Source organism: Pseudomonas vancouverensis (assembly GCF_004348895.1).
GTDB lineage: Bacteria > Pseudomonadota > Gammaproteobacteria > Pseudomonadales > Pseudomonadaceae > Aquipseudomonas > Aquipseudomonas vancouverensis.
Window position 1 is genome coordinate 36,548 of the sequence record NZ_RRZK01000019.1, and the last position, 20,787, is coordinate 57,334.

Genomic DNA, 20,787 nt, shown 5'->3' on the forward strand with positions numbered 1-20,787 from the left:
CCGGCCATGCTCAAACCGGCGCTGCTCATCCTCTTCTGCCTGCTCCTGTTCGGGTTTTCGGTGCGCCTGTTCTACAACGGCATGCGCCAGTCCGGCACCGAGCGCATCCTCGGGCGCCTGGGTCAGGGACAACCCCAGCCAGTGCTGCAAAAAACCTCGTGGGCAGGTCTGGAACGCGCGTTCCTGCGGGCAGGGCTTGGGCGCCCCACCGAACGTCTTGGCCTGTGGCTGACGCTGTGGGCGCTGGGTGTGCTGCTGGGTTCGCTCATGGCTGGCTGGATCGGTGCCCTGGTGTTGCTGCTGACGCCGCCACTGATGATGCGCCTGTACGTCAGCTGGCGTTATCAGCGCCGTCTCACGCGCATGATTGAGCAACTGCCGACGCTCCTCGACCACGCCGTGCGCAGCCTCAAGTCCGGACGCACACTGACCGACGCCGTGCTCGGCGCCATCGAGGTCACCGAGGACCCATTGAAAAATGCCATGAGCCGCATCCAGCGCAACGTGCAACTGGGGGTGAGCCTGGCAGATGCCGCTTCGGACTTCGCCGAGCTGTATGAGAAGGACGAACTGCGCCTGTTCGCCCTCGGGCTCAAGGTCAACCACCGTTATGGCGGCAATGCCAGTGAATTGCTGGAAAACCTGATCCGCATGATTCGCGAGCGTGAACAGGCGGCTCGCCAACTCAAGGCCATGACCGGCGAGACCCGCGTGACCGCTGCGGTACTGGCACTGCTGCCGGTCACCGTCGGTGGCTACTTCATGATCACCAACCCGACCTATCTGCTCGCCATGTGGAACGACCATTCCGGGCAAATCATGCTGGCCAGTGCCTTCGGCCTGCAGGTGATCGGTTGCCTGACACTTTGGCGCATGTTGCGCTCCCTATGAAAATGCCACTGGTGGTGAGTGCGTTGCTGCTTCTCGGCGCCTGTCTGTTGCTGCTCAGCAGCTTGCTGGAACAGCGCCGGCGAGCACGCCAGGTGCTCTTGCGTCTCGATGGAAAGACCGCGAGTGACAGCCGTCTCAATCGATTCCTGCACGCCCTGGGTGCCAGTCGCCTCGGTCAACAGTCGGTGAAGATGGACAACGAAACCCAGACGCTGCTCAACCGCCTCGGCTGGCGCAGCGTGCGCCAGCGCTCACTGTTCGCCGCCCTGCAGGTAGGCGTGCCGATCCTGGCGCTGGCGGTGTGCTTGTTGATACAGGGACTGTTCTATCCGGACGTGCAAAACCACTGGATAGCGCCGATGTGCGCCATGGGCGTTGGCTACCTGCTACCTAAACGCCTGCTGGCAGCCGCTGCTGCGCGCCGGCAAAAACAACTGGCCGTCGAAACCTCCACCTTCATCTCGCTGCTGCGCATCCTGTTCGAGTCGGGCATGGCCGTGGAGCAATCGCTGCGCATCCTCAGCCTGGAAGGCAAGCAACTGCTGCCCGCGCTGACTCACGAACTGCGCCTGATCCTGGCCCGCGTCGACTCTGGCCTGGAGCTGGGCGAAGAGCTCAACAAGACCATGCGCATGCTGTCAGTGGAAGAGTTCACCGACACCTGCGTGATTCTGCAGCAACTGATCCATCAGGGCGGCGGTGCGATGAAATCCTTGCTGGCACTCAAACAACTGCTCGATGACCGGCGCCTGACGCGCCTGCAGGAATACATCTCCAAGATGTCCGCGAAAATGTCCGTCGTGATGATGCTGTTTCTCTTCCCGGCGTTGTTGATCGTCCTGGCCGGCCCGGGCTTCACCGCCCTGGCCCGGGCCTTTGTTTCCTAGAGGGAACCTGATGAAAGCATTGATCGCCGGTTTGAGTCTGCTGCTGTTGAGCGGTTGCGCGAGCAACGGCCAGGCGCCATGGGCAGCACTGACCAATGGTTCCAGCTGCGGCAAATTGAGCTCTGATGAACAACTGTCGTTGAACCTCGCCGACGACATGGCCAAGGACGGCAAACTGCACGCCAGCCTGGCCAACCTGGAAAACCTGCCGGACAACCAGGCCGACGTGCGCCTGCGCAAGGCCAAGGTCTATCGACTGTTGGGCCGCAGCGAAGCCGAACCGCTGTACCGCAGCCTGCTGGGCAGTTGCATGGCCGCCGAAGGCGAACACGGCCTCGGCCAACTCGCTGCCGCCAGCGGTGACAATGGCCAGGCCCAGGCGCACCTGCAACGCGCTGCACGCCTGGCCCCCACCGACGAAAAAATCCGCAACGACCTCGGCGTCGTGTACCTCAATCAACTGCGGGTCGAAGACGCCCGCTTCGAATTCCTCACCGCCATGGAACTCAAGCAAAGTGACCAGTTGGCGGCGGTCAACATGGTGACCCTGCTGCTCTACCAGGACGACTGGAGCCGCGCCGCCGAACTGGTCAGCCGCGTGGGCCTGAGCCCCGCGCAATTCACCGAAGCCCAGGCCCGCGCCGAGAAACTCAAGACGCCGGCCAAAGCCAGCCCGAGCGTGGCTGCTCAAGTCGCCGCCGTCGCCCCACCGGCCCTACCCTAGGGAGCACACAGGATGAAACCGACCACCCTCTACTGCCTCACCCTGCTGACCCTGCCCTTCGCCGCCCACGCCATCGACGCCGGGCCTGCCTCGCCACAGCAACAGGAAACCGAAGGCTGGCTGCAATTGCAGGCACGCAACAAAGCCGCCTCGGACAAACCACAAACCGCCAACGCCACCGAACGGGAATTGGCGATGCAGCGCTGGCTGAAGAGCTTCCAGCATGACATTCCGCAGTTCTGGGATCAGGACACGGGGGGCAAGGTTGATAGTGGGTCTGGGGGCTAAATTACATACCTGAACGACGCCAGCGTGAGCTCGCTCCTGCAGTTTGAAAAGCGATCACTTGTGGGAATGAGCCTGCTCGCGATGGCCGAATGGACGACGCGGGCTGCCTGATGCCCCGCGTTATCGTTGACGTCCATCGCGAGCAAGCTCGCTCCCACAGAAGAGCCAGAGCAAGAGCAATACCCAGAGCCAGAGCAAGAGCAAGAGCAAGAGCAAGAGCAAAAACACTAGCCACACGCACCGCGCGCCTCTCACCACTCAACAGGATGAGCGTTAGCTCGGCTGCAGCTTTTGATCTTGATCCACCGGCCCCTTCGGCAGGCTGAGTGGAGGGGTTTATCCGGGGGTGGGAGCGTAGCGACCGTCCGACGTAGTCGGACACATCGAGAGGAGGTGCAGCGAAGCAAACCGTAGGCGATGCCCCCGGATGAATCCCGGAGCGAAGGGACCCCGAGCCCCAGCGAGGGGCCGAACGCTGGGGCAAGACTTTTTGGTTCCTTTTGTGTCGTTTGACAAAAGGGACTCGCCGTAAGGGCGAAACCATAAGCAGCCGTTACCGCACCAACGGATATGTACACAAACCAAACCAAAAAATCAGTGCGCCGTAACCCGATGCCTCAACCCCGAACTACTAGGCGAAAGCGCCAACGCCAACTGCGTCCGATTGTGCATATGCGTCAACCGCAACACCTGCGACACATACAACTTCACCGTGTTCTCGGTAATCCCCAACTCACAGGCAATCTGATAATTGGTCTGCCCCTTGCCCACCAGCCGCGCCACATCCACCTGCCGCGGTGACAGCTGATTGAAAATCGCCGGCATCTCCACCACTTCCGCCTCGCCGGCGTCCCTGTCGCCGGGTTCCGGCGCCTGAGGCCCGCGCCGTACCTTGTCCAGGTCCTGATACAGATCATCGATCGACTCGGACAAGTACTGCAGCTTCTGATTCAAATGACCCAATTGCAGATTCTTGTGCTTCTCCTGCAACGCCACTTCCTGACGCCGCAAGCCCTCGAGCAACTCACCCAGATCAATCGGCTTCTGATAGTAATCGGCGATCCCGGCGCGCAAGGCCTTGATCACATCCTGCTTGTCCGCACACCCGGTCAGCATGATCGCCTCGAACGCGCGGTGCTTGCCCGACAGACGTTGCAGCTCCTGCACCAGTTGGATGCCGTCCAGGCCAGGCATGTGCAAATCACACAGCACCAGGCCGATATCGAGGTCTTCGTTGAAACGCTCGATCGCCTGACGGCTGGATTCACAGGGGACGCAGCGGTACCCGCTGCTTTCAAGAAATTCGCAAAGTTCTTCAACAATCAACGGTGCATCGTCGACCACCAGAACTTTCACTGCCGAAGTAAGCTTGCTCACGTGCAACTCCCTGTCAGGTCAATGGTTGACCCGTCCCTCACTGACAGCCAGCGGCTGTCCAACTCTGTCTGAAAAGTAGCCGTACTTTGCGACTCTGTACACTCGACGCCCGACTAGCGGAGCCACACCAGGGTCAGCAGCAGCCCCACCAGTGCGAAGGGTGCGAATGGCTGCTTTCTTGACAGTTCAGGGGCCATGTAAAAAAGATGGGTTCTAAGTCCTTGACTCATATAAAGCCAGACTCTTGGCGCCAGCAGCAGCCAGAAAATACTGGTCAATCCGGCGCCAATAAAGATGCCGAGTACGTGCATACCGTCCGTCGCGAGACCCAGCGCGGCCATCAGTTTCACGTCGCCGCCGCCCAGCCGGCGCATGCTGTAGCCGGGCAAGGTGAAGCCCAGGGCCAGCAGCAAGGCCCAGCCGCCCTGCTGCGCTTCGGCGCCCAGCCAGGTGCTGCCACTCCACAGTAGCCAGGCCAGGGCGAATGCCGCGCCACCGAGGGTGAGGCTGTTGGCGATATGCCGCTCACGGGCATCCTGTACGGCGCAAAGCGCCAACCAGACCAGCAGGACAAAACTGTGCATCGGGAAAAAAATCCGTTTTGGCGCAATGGTTCTATGCTGACATTACATAGTGATGGTCAGGGTAGACGCACTCATGAAAGCCAGCCTCCCCCGCAAACAAAAAGGCGCCGCAGCGATTGAATTCGCGCTGGTGTTCATCATTTTTTTTGGTGTGTTCTACGGCATCATCAGCTTCAGCGTTCCGCTGCTGTTGATGCAGTCCTTCAACCAGTCGACCGCCGAAGCCGTGCGCAGCAGCATGGCACTGGACCCGACCACACCTGGCTATCAGGCAGCGTTGCTGGCTCGAGCCAAGAGCGTACTGACCACGCAAACCCAGTGGATTCCGGCAGCATTGAATTTCAATGTGAACACTGACGCCAGCTTCGACTACACAGGCGGGGTCCTGACGGTCAGGATCAGTTACCCGTCCAGCAAAATTGGTGCGGTCATTCCATTCCTCAACCTGCCGGGCATCGGCCAGGTGCCTAATCTGCCGGCGAACCTCAGCGCCGTGTCGAGCCTGCAATTTTGAGTGCCGGCGACAAGCTGTTCGGACGTCTGCTCAACCGTCATCCACCGGCTCCGGTAGTTCCGCCGGAAGCCTTGCGGGTACAGAGCTTCGGCTTGCAGATCCTGCTCGATGCCGAGGGTCGCGTGATGCAATTGAGCGGGCCGTTGCGCCACTTGCTGGCCCAGCAGGTACCCGGCGCACAATCGCCGCAATTGCACGATTTCCTGCTGCCCCACAGCGGCTTGATCGTCGAAGGCTCGCCAGCGCAATGGCAGGGGCAAGCCCTCGACCTCGACTTCTACAACCTCAATGGCCCGCCGCTGCACCTGCGTGGCTGGGTGCAACCCCAGGGCGAAGCCTGGTTCCTGCAGTTGCTCGACATCGGCGACCTGTTGCTGGAGCGTCGGCAGTCGCGCAACCGCGAACAATGTCAGATGCTCGCCCTGCACATCGGCGAGCAATTGCGCCTGTGCAGCCTGTCACGCCTGCCCGAAGTCTTGGCTGAGCAGTTGCAAAGCGTGGCGCAGCGTTTTCATATCCCGTGCATTGCCCTGGCGCTGCTCGATGAGCAAGGTCAGGGCTGGCAGATTCAACAGCACTCGGCGGCCATCGATGCGCCACAGCTCTGGCACAACGGCCAGCGTCTGGGCACCGGACTGGACAGCTTGAGCGGTTCCGCGCCGCAGACACTCACCCCACGCGAGCATCCACGGCTGCAAGACACCTTCGGCAACACCGAGGGATTTGCCGTGCCCTACCACGATGCGCAAGGGGTAGTGGCGTGGTTGCTGTGCGGCTTCTATCCGGTGAAGCAACGCGCAGCGGACATCACCGAGCGCGACTGGCTACAAGTCACCGCCGCCCTCGCCGGCCCCTTGCTGGAGCGCCTGCGCGAGCATCGCCATCAGTTGCAGCTGGAGCGCCTGGAGTCGCTGCAAGCGCTGCTCGGCACTGGCTGGTGGGAAGTCTTCAGTGACAGCGCCGAGGTGCAGTTGGCACCGTCGCTGGCGGCCAGTCTGAACCTGGGAACGGCGCACTTGCCGCTGCAACACTGGCTCGAACAGGTGCATCCCGCCGACCGCGAAGAGCTGCGCCGGCGTTTGCAGGATCTGGCGGACGAGGGCGCGCCATTGATGCTGTGCGTGCGTCTGTACCGTGCCGATGTTGCCCTTGCGCCGGTCTGGTATCGACTGCAAGGCCAGGCCCTGGGGCTGGGGAAAAACCGTCGGCTGGTGGGGTTCATGCTCGACATCAGCGACATCAAGAACCAGCAACAGAGCGAGGCCGCCGCCCATGCGCGGCTGGACAATCTGATCGCCAGTTCACCGGCGGTGATCTACGTGCAGCGCTATGTCGAGGGCGCGCTGCAGCCGACCTTTTTCAGTGACAGTCTGTTGCCGCTGATGGGCTGGAGCCTCGCCGATTGCGCCCCCGGAACGCTGGTCGACCGGGTCCACCCCGACGATCGCGATCATTACTTCGAACGCACCCGGCAACTGTTGCGTGAAGGCGCCGTTCGCGCTCGCTATCGGTTACGCGACAGTCGCGGCGATTATCACTGGCTGCTCGATGAAGCCAAACTACTGCGCGACGATCTCGGCATGCCGGTGGAAGCCGTGGGCCTGTGGCTCGATGTCACCGAAGCGACCCTTGCCGCCGAGCAGGTCAAACAGAGTGAAGAGCGCTACCGGATTCTGGTGGAAGACTCGCCTGCAATGATCTGCCGCTATCGCCCGGACCTGACCCTGACCTTCGGCAACCGGCCGTTGGCGGCGTACCTGGAAATGACGCCGGAACAACTGCCGGGGGTGAACCTGGGCAGCTGGATGTCCGCCGAACAACGGGAAGCCTTCAGCCATCGCTTGACTCAGCTGAGCCCGGAGTTCCCCGTCAGCACCGCCGAAATCAACCTGCAATTGCCCGGCCGCGAGCATGCGTGGTGGGTGTGGTCGGATCGTGGGGTGTTCGATGAGCAGGGTCACTTGCTGGAAATCCAGGCCGTGGGCCGCGACAACACCGAAGTGCGCCGCTCCCAGCAGCAGCTCACGCAAAGCGCGAAGATGGCCACCCTCGGCGAAATGGCCACGGGCCTCGCCCATGAAATCAATCAGCCGTTGAACGTGATGCGCATGGCCATCGTCAATGTGCTCAAGCGTCTGAGCAATGGCGACGCACAGGTCGACTACCTGACCGACAAACTCACCCGCATCGACGCCCAGGTGCAACGCGCCGCGCGCGTGGTCGATCACATGCGCGTGTTCGGGCGGCGCTCTGAAATCGAGCAGCATCCGTTCAACCCGGCGCAGGCCATCGAAGGCACGCTGTCGCTGCTGTCTGAAGGCCTGCGTGGCAAGGGCGTCGACCTGCGCGTCAGCGAGCCCGGTTTTGAAGTGCAAGTGCGTGGCCACGTCGATCAACTGGAACAGGTGTTGATCAACCTGATGGTCAATGCCCGGGATGCGCTGCTCGGCAAACGGGAAAAGGATTCACAGTTCAATCCGTGGATTGCGCTGTACGCCGAGCGCGATTCGCACTCGGTGCGGCTGTGGGTCGAAGACAACGGCGGCGGGATCGATCCGCGTCTGCTGGAGCGGATTTTCGAACCCTTCTTCACCACCAAACCGGTGGGCATCGGCACCGGACTGGGGTTGTCGGTGAGCTACGGCATCGTCGAGAACATGGGCGGCAAACTCAGCGTCAGAAACGGCGCTGAAGGCGCGCGCTTCTGCATCGAGTTGCCGCTGGTGGTGGCGGATTAAATCACCAGCGCGGGACGTCCCGGTGGCTTGCAACTGAGGTTGGCACCGACGTCGACCTTGTTCAGGGTGATGCCGAGATTGGCCAGCAGGCCGTTGAGGATGGGGTCCAACAGAGGGCTGAGAATCGTCTGAATGGCGGTGCCCAGCGTGCTCTGCACACCGTCGAGCGTACCCGCCACCACGACCAGCAGGTTGCCCAGCAAACTCGAACCCGTAGGTGCATAAGCCTGCACCTGAATGCCGCTCAGGGTGGTACTCAGGCTGTCGACAATGTTTTGCGTGCCCAGGCTGTAGTAAAGCGGCGGCTGCTTGATTTCCGGTGGCTGGTTGTAGACATGGCTGCTTTGGCTGCTGGCCACCGAGGTGTCGACTTTCAACCCCAGGCCTCCACCGTAGAACGGCACACGGGTGCTCTGATTACACACCCAGAGCACGCAACTGACCTTGCCGATATCAATCAATGCCAAGGGCTGGACAACAACATCGGCGGCCGATGAAAACGCATTGGTGGTGTCGATCTTGCCGACCTTGAGTTTCACCAGTGCGGTGTTGGTTTGAGTGGTCAGGGTTTTCGTCGCATCACTGGCGCAGGTGTAAGCCGTGACGTGGCTGTCGGCTGCCGCGGCTTCAATAAGAATATCGACGCTCGGTGTCGGCAATATCTTCAGGTCGGTGATCGAACAGGAACCGGTCAGGGTACACAGCAATGAACCTAGCGTACCGGCCAGATTCAGGTGCAGCAGGTTATTCAGCGTATCGGCCAAACCGCCGACCAAGGCGTTGCTGGTCAGGGCATTGGTCAAACCGGTAATACCGCTTAATACCGGCAAATTCAGCGAAAGCACCGTACGCACCTGCGCAGTGCGCACATAGATCCGGTTCGGGTCATTGAGCGCGCCGGTCACCAGCGCCGGGTTGCCCACCGCCGACAACTGCGGCGGTTCGATGACCTTGACCTTGACCACCCCATTGACCAGCCCCGGGATGTTCAACGGAATGTTGGCCACGGCGCTGTTCTGGCTGTTAGCCAATTGAATGAAAGCCTGGACCAGCTGGAAGACTTGCAGGTTGGTGTTGAGCGCCGACGACACCGTGCCGGTTTGCAGTTGCAGCAATTGCCCCAGCATCAGCGAAGTGCCCCCCGCCGCCGCCTTGAGACTGGTCAAGCCGCTGATCGCCACGCTGGTGGTCGGCCCGCCGGCCTGAAGCACGGTGATGGCGGTGTCCAGCAGTTGGGTCAGGCCGATGTTGGTATTCAACAATTGCGTGTAGTTGCCTGCACTGAGATTCACGTCAACAGCCAGTTGGTTCAGGTAGCTGAGCAGGCTGATCTGTGTATCGACCAGCCCTTGCCAACCGGCAACACTCAGGTTCAGGTTGCCGCCCAGCATTTGCCCCAGCAGCAGGTTCAGGGCAGCCGATTTGCTCGAGTCGACCACCAGTGCCGTGCTGCCGATGGTGAGCATGGCCAATGGCGGCAGAACGGCAGGCGCGCTGACCGCCGTGCCGGTGATTTTGGTTGTCAGGTTAATCGGGCCGGGGCCCATCAAGGCATAGACAGCCCCGGCGATACTGGTCGGTACCGTGTGGCTGACGACCACACGGATGGCTTCTTTTTTGCTGGGGTCGAGTACGAAAGTGCGAAGGTTATTGGCCCCCGTCTGCAACGAGCCGCAGTCCGTGGCCAGGGTCATGCTGTCGGCGGCGTTGTAGCCGTTTCGATTGGCGCTTTGCAAGGCGTAACCGGCGGCGGTCAGTGTCGGCACCAGGCAATCGCCGTTGCGACTCACCGCTTCCAGCGCAGCCACGTCGGCCATGCGTTGCAGCTTGCGCTTCTCCAGGTACAGCCGGCCGGTGTCGACCACCACCAGCATGAAACCCAGGGCCATGGTCAGGGTCAACGCCGCCATCAGGCCGATCGCCCCCCGTTGCCGGGCCGGGCCGCGAAACTGCATGCGGGGAGACATGGCGCACTCCTTTGCCGGCGCACTGCCCGGCGCTATCTCCATTGGTGACAAGCAGTGTAGACAAGGGTGGCCGAGGCTGCTGGCAACTCGCCATTTCAGACCCATAAAAAACCTGTGGGAGCGAGCTTGCTCGCGATTGCGGAGTGTCAGTCTATTGATTGGGCGACTGGCACTCTGTCATCGCGAGCAGGCTCGCTCCCACGGGGAGATCGGAGGGCTCAGTGAGGAGGGTAGTTGGCCAGGATCCGGGTCACGGTTTCATGGATGGCGTCGCTGCGGTCCGACGGGCTGGGTGTACGGCTGAGGATCTGTTCGTCGCTGCCGCGCCACACCAGCTTGCCGTCCTTGCCGTCGAGCAAGTCGATCTGGATGGTCGCTACCTTGTAGCTGACATTGCGCGTTTCGTTGTACATCGGTGCACCCCAGTAACCGTTCCACGGGTTACCCCAGCCACCGCCATAGTTGGTGGTGATCTGCTGCTGACGTTCCTCGACAATCAGGTAGGTCTGCACATTCAAGTCACCGTGAGCGCCCGCGGCGGCCGGGCGCAGGCCACGTTGATCCAGTTGATCGGCGACGGACTCGCGAATGCGTTGTTCGGTCAGATCGCTCTTGATCCGCGGATCATCGGGGCGATATTGCAGCGCGGGCTCTTTCCAGCTCCAGCTGCGATAGGCGGCAAAATCGCGGCTGGCGTCGTAGTCATGATTGACCTGGTTGGCGGCGCAGGCACTGAGCAGTGCGAGCACTGCCAGTAAAGCAAAACGGCGAAACATGATGGTTCTCCGGTTGAAGACATGCACCTTGGTAATGCTTCTTATCTACAAGAAGCTAACTGGGAGGATACGCCGACATGGCCTTTTCCACAGCCTCCCTGATTGCATCGTTGCGCTTGCTCTCGTTGCCGCCCGGAGAGGATTCGGCACTGGCGCTCCACACCGGCTGACCGCTTTGCGCATCGAACATGTTGACCTGCACCACCAGCACCTGCTCGGAGTAAGTGCGCACCACCGGCACCGACGCGTAGCCGCCATAACCCGGGCCATAGGGGCCATAGCCGCCGTAGTAACCGTAATCATCCTGAACCTGGCGCAAGCGGGTTTCCATGTGCAGGTCGGCGCTGATCAACACGTCAGCCGGACGATTATCGTGCAGAGGGCGCAAACCGCGCTGATCCAGGGCATTGCTGACCACTTCAGCCACCTGCGCCGAATCGGCCCAGACCGTTCCGGGTGGCATCTGCCCGTTGAGCCAGGCCCAACTGCGGTAGCGTGCGTAATCACGCGGGGGCGCCGGGTAGGCGCTGCGGTCGAAGGTTGTCGCGGCCTGCGGCGGCGCCGGGGGCAGCGGATTGGATGAGGCGACATAAGGGTTGTTGCTCTGACAGGCGGCCAACCCCAGGCATACCATCAATAACGCTGAACGACTTTTCATTGCTTGCTCCGCTCAAACCGGCCGACAGATCCAGTGCAGGTAACGCCCAAGCCCGGCAAAGCTTGGGTGACGGCGATGCGCCAGTTCCATTTCGAGTAAATCCACCAGTTCGGCGCGGGCCTGGAATTCCACCGGCATGTAGTCGTGAAAAACCCTCACGCCGCTCTGTGTTTCGACCTGCCACAGACCTTCAAGTTGCGCCGCCAGCTCCCGTGGATCAAGGGGCTGCTGCGGGGTCAGGCTCTGTTTTTCGCCGGCCATGTCGTTCTTGCGCATCTTGCGGAAATGGCCCTTGAGCAAATTGCGGTAAATCAGCGCGTCACGGTTATAGAAGGCCAGGGACAACCAGCCATCGGCCTTGGTCAGTTGGTGCAGCACCGGCAGGATCGCGTGAGGTTCGGCGAGCCACTCCAGCACGGCATGGCACAACACCAGGTCGTAGGGTTCGGTGAGTTGACCGAGCAAGTCCTGCCACGGCGCCTGGATGAAGGTCGCGGTCTGCCCGGCATCGGCAAAGCGCTGGCGGGCGCCTTCGAGCATCGGTTCGGCGGGTTCGGCGAGGGTCACCTGGTGACCGCGTTCGGCCAGCCACAGGGACATGTGACCCAGGCCGGCACCGATATCCAGTACACGCAAGGGGCGATCGGGCAAGGCTTCGGCCAGGTCGGCCTGCAACACCGCCAAACGGATAGCGCCTTTGGCGCCGCCGTAGATTTTTTCAGCGAAACGCGTCGCCAACTGGTCGAAATGACGATCACTCATCAGCTGAACCTCCGCTCGCTGTCCGCCAGTTTGCTGCGCACCACTTCATTCATGTCCAGGCCCAACTCGCTGCACAGCAACAGCAGATACAACACGACGTCACCGACTTCCTGCCCGGCGTGGGCGAGTTTGTCGGCCGGCAACTGGCGCGACTGGTCTTCGCTCAGCCACTGGAAAATCTCCACCAGCTCGGACATTTCCACGCTGGCGGCCATGGCCAGGTTCTTCGGGCTGTGAAATTGCCGCCAGTCATTGCGGTCACGGATGGCGTGCAGGCGTTCGGTCAGTTCAACAAGGTTCATCGGGCTCTCCTGAAGGCGTATAGCTTCGGGGGGATAACCGGCAATGGCAAGTGACAACACCGGGGTAGCCGTTTGTTTTTTGTAGGTGCGGCGCAACCCTCTATGCTTGTGGGAACTCGGCAGCACGATCGACGGCCCAAGGCTCAACGCTCTTCAATCAGGACACTCATCCATGCAGGTAGAAGGTTTTTCCGAATGGCTCGGCCAGGTTCTGGGGTCGATCATCCGTTTCATCGTCGATGGCCTCAGCGGCCTGTTCAACTGGCTGAGCCGCGCCAGCGCCAACTTTGTCGACGGTTTGGCCGGCGCGCTGGGCATGGATACCTCGATCGTCAGCATCGCGATCCTGATCTTCGGCTTGATACTGCTGTGGTCAGCGATACGGGCGTTTCTCAACGCTTCGTTCATCATGGGCATCATCTGGCTGATGCTCGGGCTCTGGTTGCTGAGCTGGATCATTCATTGATAGTGAGTTGAGCGCCGCTCTACCGCTACAATCCCCGCTCCTCAAGGAGCCCGCATGTCCAACCTGATCGCCGATTGGCGCGACCGCCCTACCCATCGCCGGGTCTGGGCGCTGGCCGCGCCGATGATCCTCTCGAACATTTCCGTCCCGTTGGTGGCGCTGGTCGACAGCACCGTCATTGGCCATCTGCCCCACGCCCACCAACTCGGCGCGGTAGCCGTCGGGGCAAGCCTGTACACCTTCCTGGCCTGGGCCATGGGTTTCCTGCGCATGGGCTCAACCGGTTTTGCTGCCCAGGCGGCCGGGCGCGGCGATGGGGCAGCATTGCGGCAGATTCTGTTGCAGGGCCTGCTATTGGCGATGGGCCTGGCCATCGTCCTCGGTGCCGTGGGCGTGCCGTTGAGCGGGGTCGCGCTGCACTTCATGCAGCCTTCGGCGGAACTGAATCAACTGACCCGTGAGTTTTTCCACACCCGGCTGTTCGGCTTGCCAGCGGCGCTCGCCAGCTACGCACTGGTCGGCTGGTTCCTCGGTACACAAAATGCCCGCGCGCCTTTGGCGATCCTGCTGACCACCAACCTGGTCAACATCGCCTTGAACCTTTGGTTCGTCCTCGGCCTGGAATGGGGCGTGGTCGGCGCGGCACGGGCTTCAGTCATTGCCGAATGGACCGGCGCGTTGCTCGGCCTGTGGATGACCCGCACAGCGCTGCGCGCTTACCCCGGGCATATCGCCTGGGCTGCCTTGCGGGTGTGGCAAAGCTGGCGCCCACTGCTGGCGGTCAACCGCGACATCTTCATCCGCAGCCTGGCGCTGCAATCGGTGTTTTTCCTGATCACCGTGCAAGGCGCTCGCCTGGGTGACGCCACCGTCGCCGCCAACGCGCTGCTGCTCAACGGATTGCTGCTGACGGCCCATGCCCTCGACGGGTTGGCCCACGCCGTGGAAGCACTCTGCGGGCATGCCCTCGGCGCCCGCGATCGTGACGCCCTGCGCCGTTCACTGGTGGTGGCGGGTGGCTGGTCATTGCTCGCCAGCCTCGGTTTTGCCGCGTTGTTCCTGTTCGCCGGGCACCTGTTCATCGAGATGCAGACCGACATTCAAAGCGTGCGAGACACGGCGTTCATCTACCTGCCCTACCTCGCCGTGTTGCCGCTGATTGCGGTCTGGAGCTACCTGCTCGACGGCCTGTTCATCGGCGCCACCCGCGCCCGGGAAATGCGCAACGGCATGCTGCTGACAGTGGCCCTGACCTTGCCCTTTGGCTGGGCGTTGCAAGGTTCAGGCAATCACGGACTGTGGATAACCTTCCTGCTGTTCATGTTGCTGCGCAGCCTGACTCTCGGTGCCATCGCCTGGCGGTTGCGGCGCAACGATGGCTGGTTCGCCGGCGCCTCTCACTGAACCGGATTGGTCTTGATGAACGCCGAGACTTCATCCAGCACCGGGGCCAACCCGCGTAACGGCCGCGACAATGAAGCGACCAGCGTGGCATGGCTGGTGCGGGAAAAATAAAGGTCCTGCACCGGCACTCCCGCCTCGCGTAACTTGAGGGCCAACCCGCCAGTGTTGCGTGTCGGATTGACCAGGTCATCGTCACGGGACGCCATCAACAACGCCGGTGGCGCACCTTGGCTGACGTGATTGATCGGCTGCGAGCGCGGCGGCGAGTCCGGCCAGAAAAACACCGGGCGAACGTCGGGATTCTCGATCGGCAGAAAATCATAAGGCCCGGCCAGGCCGATCCAGCCGCGCAGGTCGTGGGGTGACATACCAACCGCCGCCAGCAGGCCAGGGTCCAGCGCCAGCATCGCCGCGTTGTAGGCGCCGGAGCTGTGCCCCATGAGGTACAGCTGTTGCGGGTCCCCGGAGTACTGGCGGATATGCTCGCGGGTCCAGCCGACAGCCTTGGCGCAATCTTCGAGAAACTGCGGATAACGCACCTGCGGATACAAGCGATAGTCCGCCACTACCGCCACGATTCCACGGGAAGCCAGCGCCTCGCCGACAAAGCTGTAGTCACTGCGCGAACCGCTGTTCCAACTGCCGCCGTAGAAAAACACCACCACCGGGTTATTCGCCCGAGGATGGCGAGGTACGTACAGGTCCAGTTTCTGCCGGGGATCCGTACCGTAGGCGATTCCCTCGGTCTCATCGAAGGTACCGCCGGGGGTTAGCGCATTGAGCATCTTCAGTGGCGAACAGGCCGTCATCGCGGACAACAGCGCAGCACCCAATACCCATACCAGCATCCGCCAAACTTGCCTCGCCATTGATGCCACCTCGTGGTCAGCGTGGGTTTTTCTGCCACAGTAAACGCAGGCTATCGAGGCGCTCCTGTTGAGTCAGCCCCGACAGTGGCTGCACGGGCTCGGCATCGGGATACTGCAAGCGTAGCCATATCCAGCCATCAAGCACCGCGCGTTCACAAAATCCCAATGCCAACCCTTCCTGCTGGCAAGCCCAGATACGGCTGTAATCGGTACCGATGGATTGCTGCCATTGCCAAGCGTGATGTTCGAGCAGACAGGTTTGCAGCCTTTCCTGTTGCCAGGCACTGAGGGTTTCTTCTACTTGCAGAGGCTCAACCGCCAACCCTGGATTGCACAGCCGTTGCCAGCCCTCGCAGCCCATTGCCCGGTCTGCCCAGGTACCGCCAAACCAGTGCAACTGGCGAATCGGCCCCAACCAGCGGCTCAGTTCCCGGGTATCGCAGGCATCGAAAAAATAGCTGGCGGTGTTCGGATTGTAGTAACTCAACAGGACGCGATGCAGGTCGAAGGTGGCTGTCAACATGCGCCGCAAATGCACCAGCAAGGTGTTTGCCGACACCTCGCTGTACACCAGCAGACCACGCCAGCGCTGCCCGTCGACATGACACAAATCCGCCAGCGCCGGGCAACTGCGCAGATCGACCAATAGCGGCCCATGCTCGTGCAGTGATTGCCATTCCGTACCGCCGAACAACCCATGCACCTGAGCCTGGGCAAAGGTCTGTTGCAGTGTCACCTTTGCCTGCGGCTCGCCAGGAACATCCAGCAAAAGCCACTGCGGGAGCGCGTCAGACGCGCGCATAGCGATCATGCGCCCCCGCTCTGGCCAGGCCGGGTAGCGATTCGACAGGCGCAAATCGCGTGGGCACAGTGGTTGAAGCTGCCACCACCGGGCAGCAGGCACAGCAACATCAAGGGCTCTTGCGAGCACAACCATTGCTGCACACCATCCTGAGGGCTGGAGACCGATTGCGCCGCCAGCGCTTCGACCACAGCTGGCTTATGCAGCAACCCGCTTATCTGCGGCTGATCGGGGTCGCCATCAACAAAGCTCACCACCAGCTCAGTGCCTTCGCACAATGCGTGAGCATTTGCCGTTTGCCATTGCGGCGCCAAGGGCAGCCAACAATGACTCGGGCTCGCGCCTTCTCCCTGATAGAGCCAGTCAAATTGAACGGGGACAGGCTTGCGAGGGTCCGGGCAAGATTCATCGACTTCAACCACCCAGGCTCGTTGCAGGCTGTTCATCTGTGGTTTTACGCACGGAGGCGACTCGTAGGTTGCCGTCCGGCAAAGGGCACGGAACCTGTTGTAGTAGGGCCTTTGTGGGTCCTGGCTGGCGTAGTGCTCGACATGGGTGAGCAGCCAGAGTTGATTGCACTCGCTCACTGGGTGACCGGAGAGCGGCATCAGTCGGGCGCTGCGCAGGGTCGCCAGATCCGTGCGGCCTCGCGCAGATGGCGCCGCCATCTCGCTGCAACGTTGAATCTCGAGCTGACGCACCGCCGCAGGCTCACCCTCGACCCGGTATTGCACAGGCTCGCTCGTTTGCAAATGCCGTTGATCATCGCTGAACACCAGGCAATGCCCGCGAGTGTCTTGTTCGAAGTGGTAATGCAGCCGCTCCTGGGCACAAAGACGCTGGAGAAACTGCAAATCCGACTCACGGTACTGCGTACAGAAATCCCGGTATGGGTGCTCGAGGCTGAGTTCGAAGCGTCGATCCCCCCCGGAAATACCGTGCTCATTGAGTACCTGGTCGAGAATCTGTGCCACTGAGCAATGGCTGAAGAGGCGCTGGCTGCTGCGCTGGGCAAGGCAAGCCAGTTTCGGCCCCAGACGCACCTGGCAGAGCCGGCTACCCGGAGCATGATCGGTCTGGACGATTTCATGCAATAGCCCATGAACGCTGTTGCCTGCCGGCCCGAAATACAAGGTAGCCGAGCGGTACAACAGGCTCGCAAGGTCCAGTGCCGGATCGTCGATCAACAGTTCGAGGTCAAACTCGAAGGGTTCGCTGATGGCTTCTCTACCGGTAAAGGCCAGGACCTCAACGCCATCGGGCAGGCCGGCTACATCCAGACGAAATGAAGGTCCGCTGAAGGAATCGAACATCGGCGTGTCTCTACAGGAGGGGCGGGCGGGGATTCTCGCCGAGGCGCATGGCCGAGTAGAGTGCAGAAGTACAACTTAGGAAATGGCCTACGTGAAAAGAAGACCAAATAGCTTGGATCGCTAAGAACGTAGGACCATTCACGGGGAATAAGAGAATCGCCGCACCGGGCCATCTGAAATTTCCCTATCGAAAGGGAAATTTTCAGACAACCCGTTGAGCGTGGTGCAGACCTCAGGAAGACAGGTAAGACGAGCGGGTCAGGCCCAGGCGCAACGCATCGAGGAACTGGGTACGCTCGGTGGCGCTGATGCGAGCACTGGCGCACTTGTCGCGGTAGTGGGTCATCAGTTCTTCCGGCGACAAGTGCACGTAACGCAGCATGTCTTCGATGGTGTCGTGGGTCTCGATACCGGCGTGGTACACGCTACCGTCGGCGTTCTGGTAGATGTTCACCGAATCGGTGTCACCGAACAGGTTGTGCATGTCGCCGAGAATTTCCTGATAGGCACCGACCAGGAACACACCCAACAGGTAGTCCTCGCCCTCGTTCAACGCGTGCACCGGCAGGCTGGTTTCGATGCTCTGCTCGTCGACGTACTGGTTGATCTTGCCGTCGGAGTCGCAGGTCAGGTCTTGCAGCACCGCACGACGCAGCGGCTCTTCGTCGAGACGATGCAGCGGGATGATCGGCAGTACCTGGTCGATCGCCCAGGTGTCCGGCAGGCTCTGGAACACCGAGAAGTTGCAGATGTACTTGTCGGCGAGCTTGTCGTTGAGTTCGTCCAGCACCTGACGGTGGGAACGCTGGCGCGCCTTCAATGAATTATGCAAGCGACGGCACACGGCGAAGTAGCACTGTTCGGCCAGGGCCTTCTCGGCCAGGGTCAGCTTGCCGTCGGCGTACTGGGCAGCGACGTCGCTCATGTAGTGCGTGGCGCGCCAGTAGGTTTCGGTGACCATCTCGATATCGGTCGGGCCCAACAGGTCCACCAGCCACTGCACGGTTTCCGGCAGCGCTTCCTTGTTCTCGATCTGCGGCACGTCGTCGTTGTGCTTCTCGACGTCGGTCACCTGCACCACCAGCATGGCGTGGTGCGCGGTCAGGGAGCGGCCGCTTTCGGAGAAGATGTTCGGGTGCGGCAGGCTCTGCGCGTCGCAGAACTCCTTGAGCATCCCGACCACGACACCGGCGTAATCGTCCATGTCGTAGTTGATCGAACTGGCGTTACGCGAGTGCGTGCCGTCGTAGTCCACGCCCAGGCCGCCGCCGACGTCGATGTGATCCACCGGCAGGCCGAGGTTGCGCAACTCGCCGTAATAGCGGATCGCTTCCTTGAAGCCGTGCTGGTAGTCCGCCAGGTTGGCGATCTGCGAACCCATATGGAAGTGCAGCAAGCGGATGCCCTGATCCAGACCGGCGGCACGGAAGCGCTCGACCACCGACAGCAGTTGCGCCGCCGACAGACCGAACTTGGACTTCTCGCCACCGGTGTCCGCCCACTTCGACGAAGCCAGGGACGACAGGCGCACACGCAGACCAACCTGTGGCTTGACCTTCAGCGAGGCCGCTTCTTCGATCACCAGGCCGACTTCGGATTCTTTCTCGATCACGATGAACACGTTGTGGCCGAGTTTCTGGCCCATCAATGCCAGGCGGATGAACTCGCGGTCCTTGTAGCCGTTGCAGACGATGGTGCCGCCCTTCGGCGCCAGTGCCAGCACAGCCAGCAGCTCAGGCTTGGAACCGGCTTCCAGGCCGATGGAGACGTTCTGGGTGGCAATGATGTTCTCGATCACCGCTTCCTGCTGGTTGACCTTGATCGGGTACAGGGCGGTGTATTTGCTCTGATATTCCAGACGCGCGATGTTGGCGTCGAATGCACCGGTCAGCTGACGCACGCGGTCTTGCAGAATGTCCGGGAAACGTACCAGCAACGGCAAGGACAAACCGCTTTTGCGCAGTTGGTCGACTTGCTCGAACAGGTCGATAGGCGAGCTGCTCGGACCGTTCGGACGAACCTCGACGCGACCGGCGTCATTGATCGCGAAATACCCGGCCCCCCAATGGCGAATCCCGTAAACACTGCGGCTGTCCGCAACTGTCCATTGGCTGCCATCGTCTTTGCGTGTGCGTCGTACGGACATCGAAGTCCCCTATAAAGAAGTCATAGTGCGTCGCCTGGGTTCAGGCCGGCGCAGTCTAAAGAATGAAAATGACGGTTCGTCAACGAGGTGGTAGACCCCGCAGACCGCAACGAGTTTAGAAACCGGTCATGAACAGGCTCTGTGAAAACCATGTAGTCGACGCCGGGCCTGAATGCAATCAGGACCGGACCAGGTCGAAGGTGGTTTTCACAGAGGCTGCTAGCCGCCGGACTTCTTTGCCTTGAAACCGAGCTTGATCAGTTCAGCCAAGAGTAGCTCGACATGATCGCCCTGGATTTCAATGACACCGTCTTTCAGCGCTCCACCGGTGCCACAGCGTTTTTTCAACGTCGTGGCCAGTTCCTTGAGCGCATCTTCTGCCAGTGGCACGCCAGTGATGGTGGTCACCGTCTTGCCGCCACGGCCTTTGCTTTCGCGACGCACGCGAGCAATGCCATCGCCGGCGGGGATAACGGTCTGTTTGCAGATGCAGGCGTCCACCGGTTTACTGCATTCCGGGCAATGACGACCTGCGTCGGTGGAAAATACCAGGCCACCGAGGGCGGCGAAGGATGCGGCTTTTTTGGCCACCGGCAATCCTCTTTGGAGGACAAAGACTGGTCGCAGCGCTGGGCTATCGACCGCGAAGCCCCACTCAGGCAGGGGCAGCGCTACTGAACCGGGCAATACCGGTTCAGCTTGAAAAGGTCGCGCAGTGTAACGGCAAAAACGCCGATTGCTAAGAGCCAATCGGCGCCAATTTATAGCGGTTTTGCGACGTCGGTTTGTCGTGAGCGCAGATAGCGTTTCAAGGCGGCCAAAGAGTCCGGGCAGTAAGGCTTCTGCTCGATTTCCAGCATCACCTGCTCGATCGGGATGAAGTGCGCTTCGAGCACCTCTTCCGGTTGCAGGATCAACGGGCCATCCCACACCGCCGAGAACGCCGAGCACCACAGGCGATTGCCGGTGTCTTCGAAGAAAAAGTGATCATGGGCGGTCAGCTCAACACCGCTCACCCCCAACTCTTCCTCCAGTTCCCGGGCTGCCGATTCGGCATAGGTTTCACTGGCCAGCACCATACCGCCCGCCGCCACGTCCCAGTAACCGGGATAGATGGCTTTGCTGAGGGTGCGGCGATGCACGCACAACTCGCCTGCGGAATTGAACAACATGATGTAGGTGCCGCGCCCGATCAGCCCGCGTTCACGCAGGTCGGAACGCACCAGGGCGCCGAGCAGGTTGTCGTGTTCGTCGACCCAGGCAATCTGCTCGGCATCGGAAGCTGCGCGGTGCGCGGCCTCTCGGCTGTTCTCGTGCAT

The 20,787-nt window shown here is 61.3% G+C and carries 21 protein-coding genes; 8 read left to right on the plus strand and 13 right to left on the minus strand.

The annotated features are described in order from the left end of the window. Positions 1-6: 6 nt before the first annotated feature. Genes EIY72_RS14395 through EIY72_RS14410 form a run of 4 tightly spaced genes read left to right on the plus strand, consistent with a single transcriptional unit; the run spans position 7 to position 2,790 of the window. Positions 7-891: a type II secretion system F family protein gene (locus tag EIY72_RS14395; protein ID WP_093226906.1), complete on the plus strand. Its 885-nt coding sequence runs from the start codon at positions 7-9 to the stop codon at positions 889-891. Then, positions 888-1,778, plus strand: a complete 891-nt coding sequence (locus EIY72_RS14400) for a type II secretion system F family protein (RefSeq protein WP_093226908.1) — start codon at positions 888-890, stop codon at positions 1,776-1,778. Before EIY72_RS14395 ends, EIY72_RS14400 begins: the two co-directional genes overlap by 4 nt. Before the next feature lie 10 nt (positions 1,779-1,788). After that, positions 1,789-2,502 (plus strand): tetratricopeptide repeat protein, encoded by a 714-nt coding sequence (locus EIY72_RS14405; RefSeq protein WP_093226910.1) that lies wholly within the window; start codon positions 1,789-1,791, stop codon positions 2,500-2,502. Between the two features lie 12 nt (positions 2,503-2,514). After that, on the plus strand, positions 2,515-2,790 hold the full coding sequence (locus EIY72_RS14410) for a DUF3613 domain-containing protein (RefSeq protein ID WP_093226913.1): 276 nt from the start codon (positions 2,515-2,517) through the stop codon (positions 2,788-2,790). 594 nt (positions 2,791-3,384) lie between these two features. Here the strand turns inward: EIY72_RS14410 and EIY72_RS14415 are convergent. After that, on the minus strand, positions 3,385-4,167 hold the full coding sequence (locus EIY72_RS14415) for a response regulator transcription factor (RefSeq protein WP_093226918.1): 783 nt from the start codon (positions 4,165-4,167) through the stop codon (positions 3,385-3,387). Positions 4,168-4,280: 113 nt separating this feature from the next. Then, on the minus strand, positions 4,281-4,751 hold the full coding sequence (locus EIY72_RS14420) for a prepilin peptidase (RefSeq protein WP_093226920.1): 471 nt from the start codon (positions 4,749-4,751) through the stop codon (positions 4,281-4,283). A gap of 73 nt (positions 4,752-4,824) precedes the next feature. Here EIY72_RS14420 and EIY72_RS14425 point away from each other — a divergent pair, with 73 nt between their 5' ends. Together EIY72_RS14425 and EIY72_RS30340 are read left to right on the plus strand one after the other, a co-directional pair. After that, the gene (locus EIY72_RS14425) at positions 4,825-5,265 is read left to right on the plus strand and encodes a TadE/TadG family type IV pilus assembly protein (protein WP_093226923.1); all 441 of its coding nucleotides are present in this window, start codon (positions 4,825-4,827) and stop codon (positions 5,263-5,265) included. 1,220 nt (positions 5,266-6,485) lie between these two features. Beyond that, positions 6,486-8,003: a PAS domain-containing sensor histidine kinase gene (locus EIY72_RS30340; RefSeq protein ID WP_371315413.1), complete on the plus strand. Its 1,518-nt coding sequence runs from the start codon at positions 6,486-6,488 to the stop codon at positions 8,001-8,003. Here the strand turns inward: EIY72_RS30340 and EIY72_RS14435 are convergent. The 5 genes from EIY72_RS14435 to EIY72_RS14460 all read right to left on the minus strand — a co-directional run bounded on the left by EIY72_RS14435 (position 8,000) and on the right by EIY72_RS14460 (position 12,468). After that, entirely contained in the window at positions 8,000-9,970 is a 1,971-nt protein-coding gene (locus EIY72_RS14435; RefSeq protein WP_093226928.1) for a pilus assembly protein TadG-related protein, read from the minus strand. The two genes, EIY72_RS30340 and EIY72_RS14435, sit on opposite strands and share 4 nt — an antisense overlap. Positions 9,971-10,188: 218 nt before the next feature. Next, positions 10,189-10,746, minus strand: coding sequence for a DUF4136 domain-containing protein (locus EIY72_RS14445; RefSeq protein WP_093226931.1), 558 nt, complete (start codon positions 10,744-10,746; stop codon positions 10,189-10,191). Between the two features lie 55 nt (positions 10,747-10,801). Next, entirely contained in the window at positions 10,802-11,404 is a 603-nt protein-coding gene (locus EIY72_RS14450; protein ID WP_093226933.1) for a DUF4136 domain-containing protein, read from the minus strand. Positions 11,405-11,416: 12 nt separating this feature from the next. Continuing rightward, on the minus strand, positions 11,417-12,166 hold the full coding sequence (locus EIY72_RS14455) for a methyltransferase (RefSeq protein WP_093226936.1): 750 nt from the start codon (positions 12,164-12,166) through the stop codon (positions 11,417-11,419). Next, on the minus strand, positions 12,166-12,468 hold the full coding sequence (locus EIY72_RS14460) for a MazG-like family protein (RefSeq protein ID WP_093226940.1): 303 nt from the start codon (positions 12,466-12,468) through the stop codon (positions 12,166-12,168). The genes EIY72_RS14455 and EIY72_RS14460 overlap by 1 nt, the downstream gene beginning before the upstream one ends. Positions 12,469-12,640: 172 nt before the next feature. On the opposite strand from EIY72_RS14460, the gene EIY72_RS14465 reads away from it, so the two are divergent. Continuing rightward, entirely contained in the window at positions 12,641-12,934 is a 294-nt protein-coding gene (locus tag EIY72_RS14465; RefSeq protein ID WP_093226942.1) for a hypothetical protein, read from the plus strand. Between the two features lie 54 nt (positions 12,935-12,988). After that, positions 12,989-14,338, plus strand: a complete 1,350-nt coding sequence (locus tag EIY72_RS14470; RefSeq protein WP_093226946.1) for an MATE family efflux transporter — start codon at positions 12,989-12,991, stop codon at positions 14,336-14,338. Here the strand turns inward: EIY72_RS14470 and EIY72_RS14475 are convergent. The 6 genes from EIY72_RS14475 to EIY72_RS14500 form a co-directional block, all read right to left on the minus strand. Further along, positions 14,332-15,186, minus strand: coding sequence for an alpha/beta hydrolase (locus tag EIY72_RS14475; protein WP_093226949.1), 855 nt, complete (start codon positions 15,184-15,186; stop codon positions 14,332-14,334). The two genes, EIY72_RS14470 and EIY72_RS14475, sit on opposite strands and share 7 nt — an antisense overlap. A gap of 37 nt (positions 15,187-15,223) precedes the next feature. Then, positions 15,224-16,018, minus strand: a complete 795-nt coding sequence (locus EIY72_RS14480) for a DUF4123 domain-containing protein (RefSeq protein ID WP_093226952.1) — start codon at positions 16,016-16,018, stop codon at positions 15,224-15,226. After that, complete coding sequence (locus EIY72_RS14485) at positions 16,015-17,322, minus strand: type VI secretion system Vgr family protein (RefSeq protein WP_093226954.1); 1,308 nt, start codon at positions 17,320-17,322, stop codon at positions 16,015-16,017. Before EIY72_RS14485 ends, EIY72_RS14480 begins: the two co-directional genes overlap by 4 nt. Positions 17,323-17,554: 232 nt before the next feature. Continuing rightward, positions 17,555-19,468, minus strand: coding sequence for an arginine decarboxylase (speA, locus tag EIY72_RS14490; protein ID WP_093226957.1), 1,914 nt, complete (start codon positions 19,466-19,468; stop codon positions 17,555-17,557). A 219-nt stretch (positions 19,469-19,687) separates the two neighbouring features. Then, positions 19,688-20,059: a translation initiation factor Sui1 gene (locus EIY72_RS14495; RefSeq protein ID WP_007991289.1), complete on the minus strand. Its 372-nt coding sequence runs from the start codon at positions 20,057-20,059 to the stop codon at positions 19,688-19,690. Positions 20,060-20,229: 170 nt separating this feature from the next. After that, positions 20,230-20,787 (minus strand): NUDIX hydrolase, encoded by a 558-nt coding sequence (locus EIY72_RS14500; protein WP_093226959.1) that lies wholly within the window; start codon positions 20,785-20,787, stop codon positions 20,230-20,232.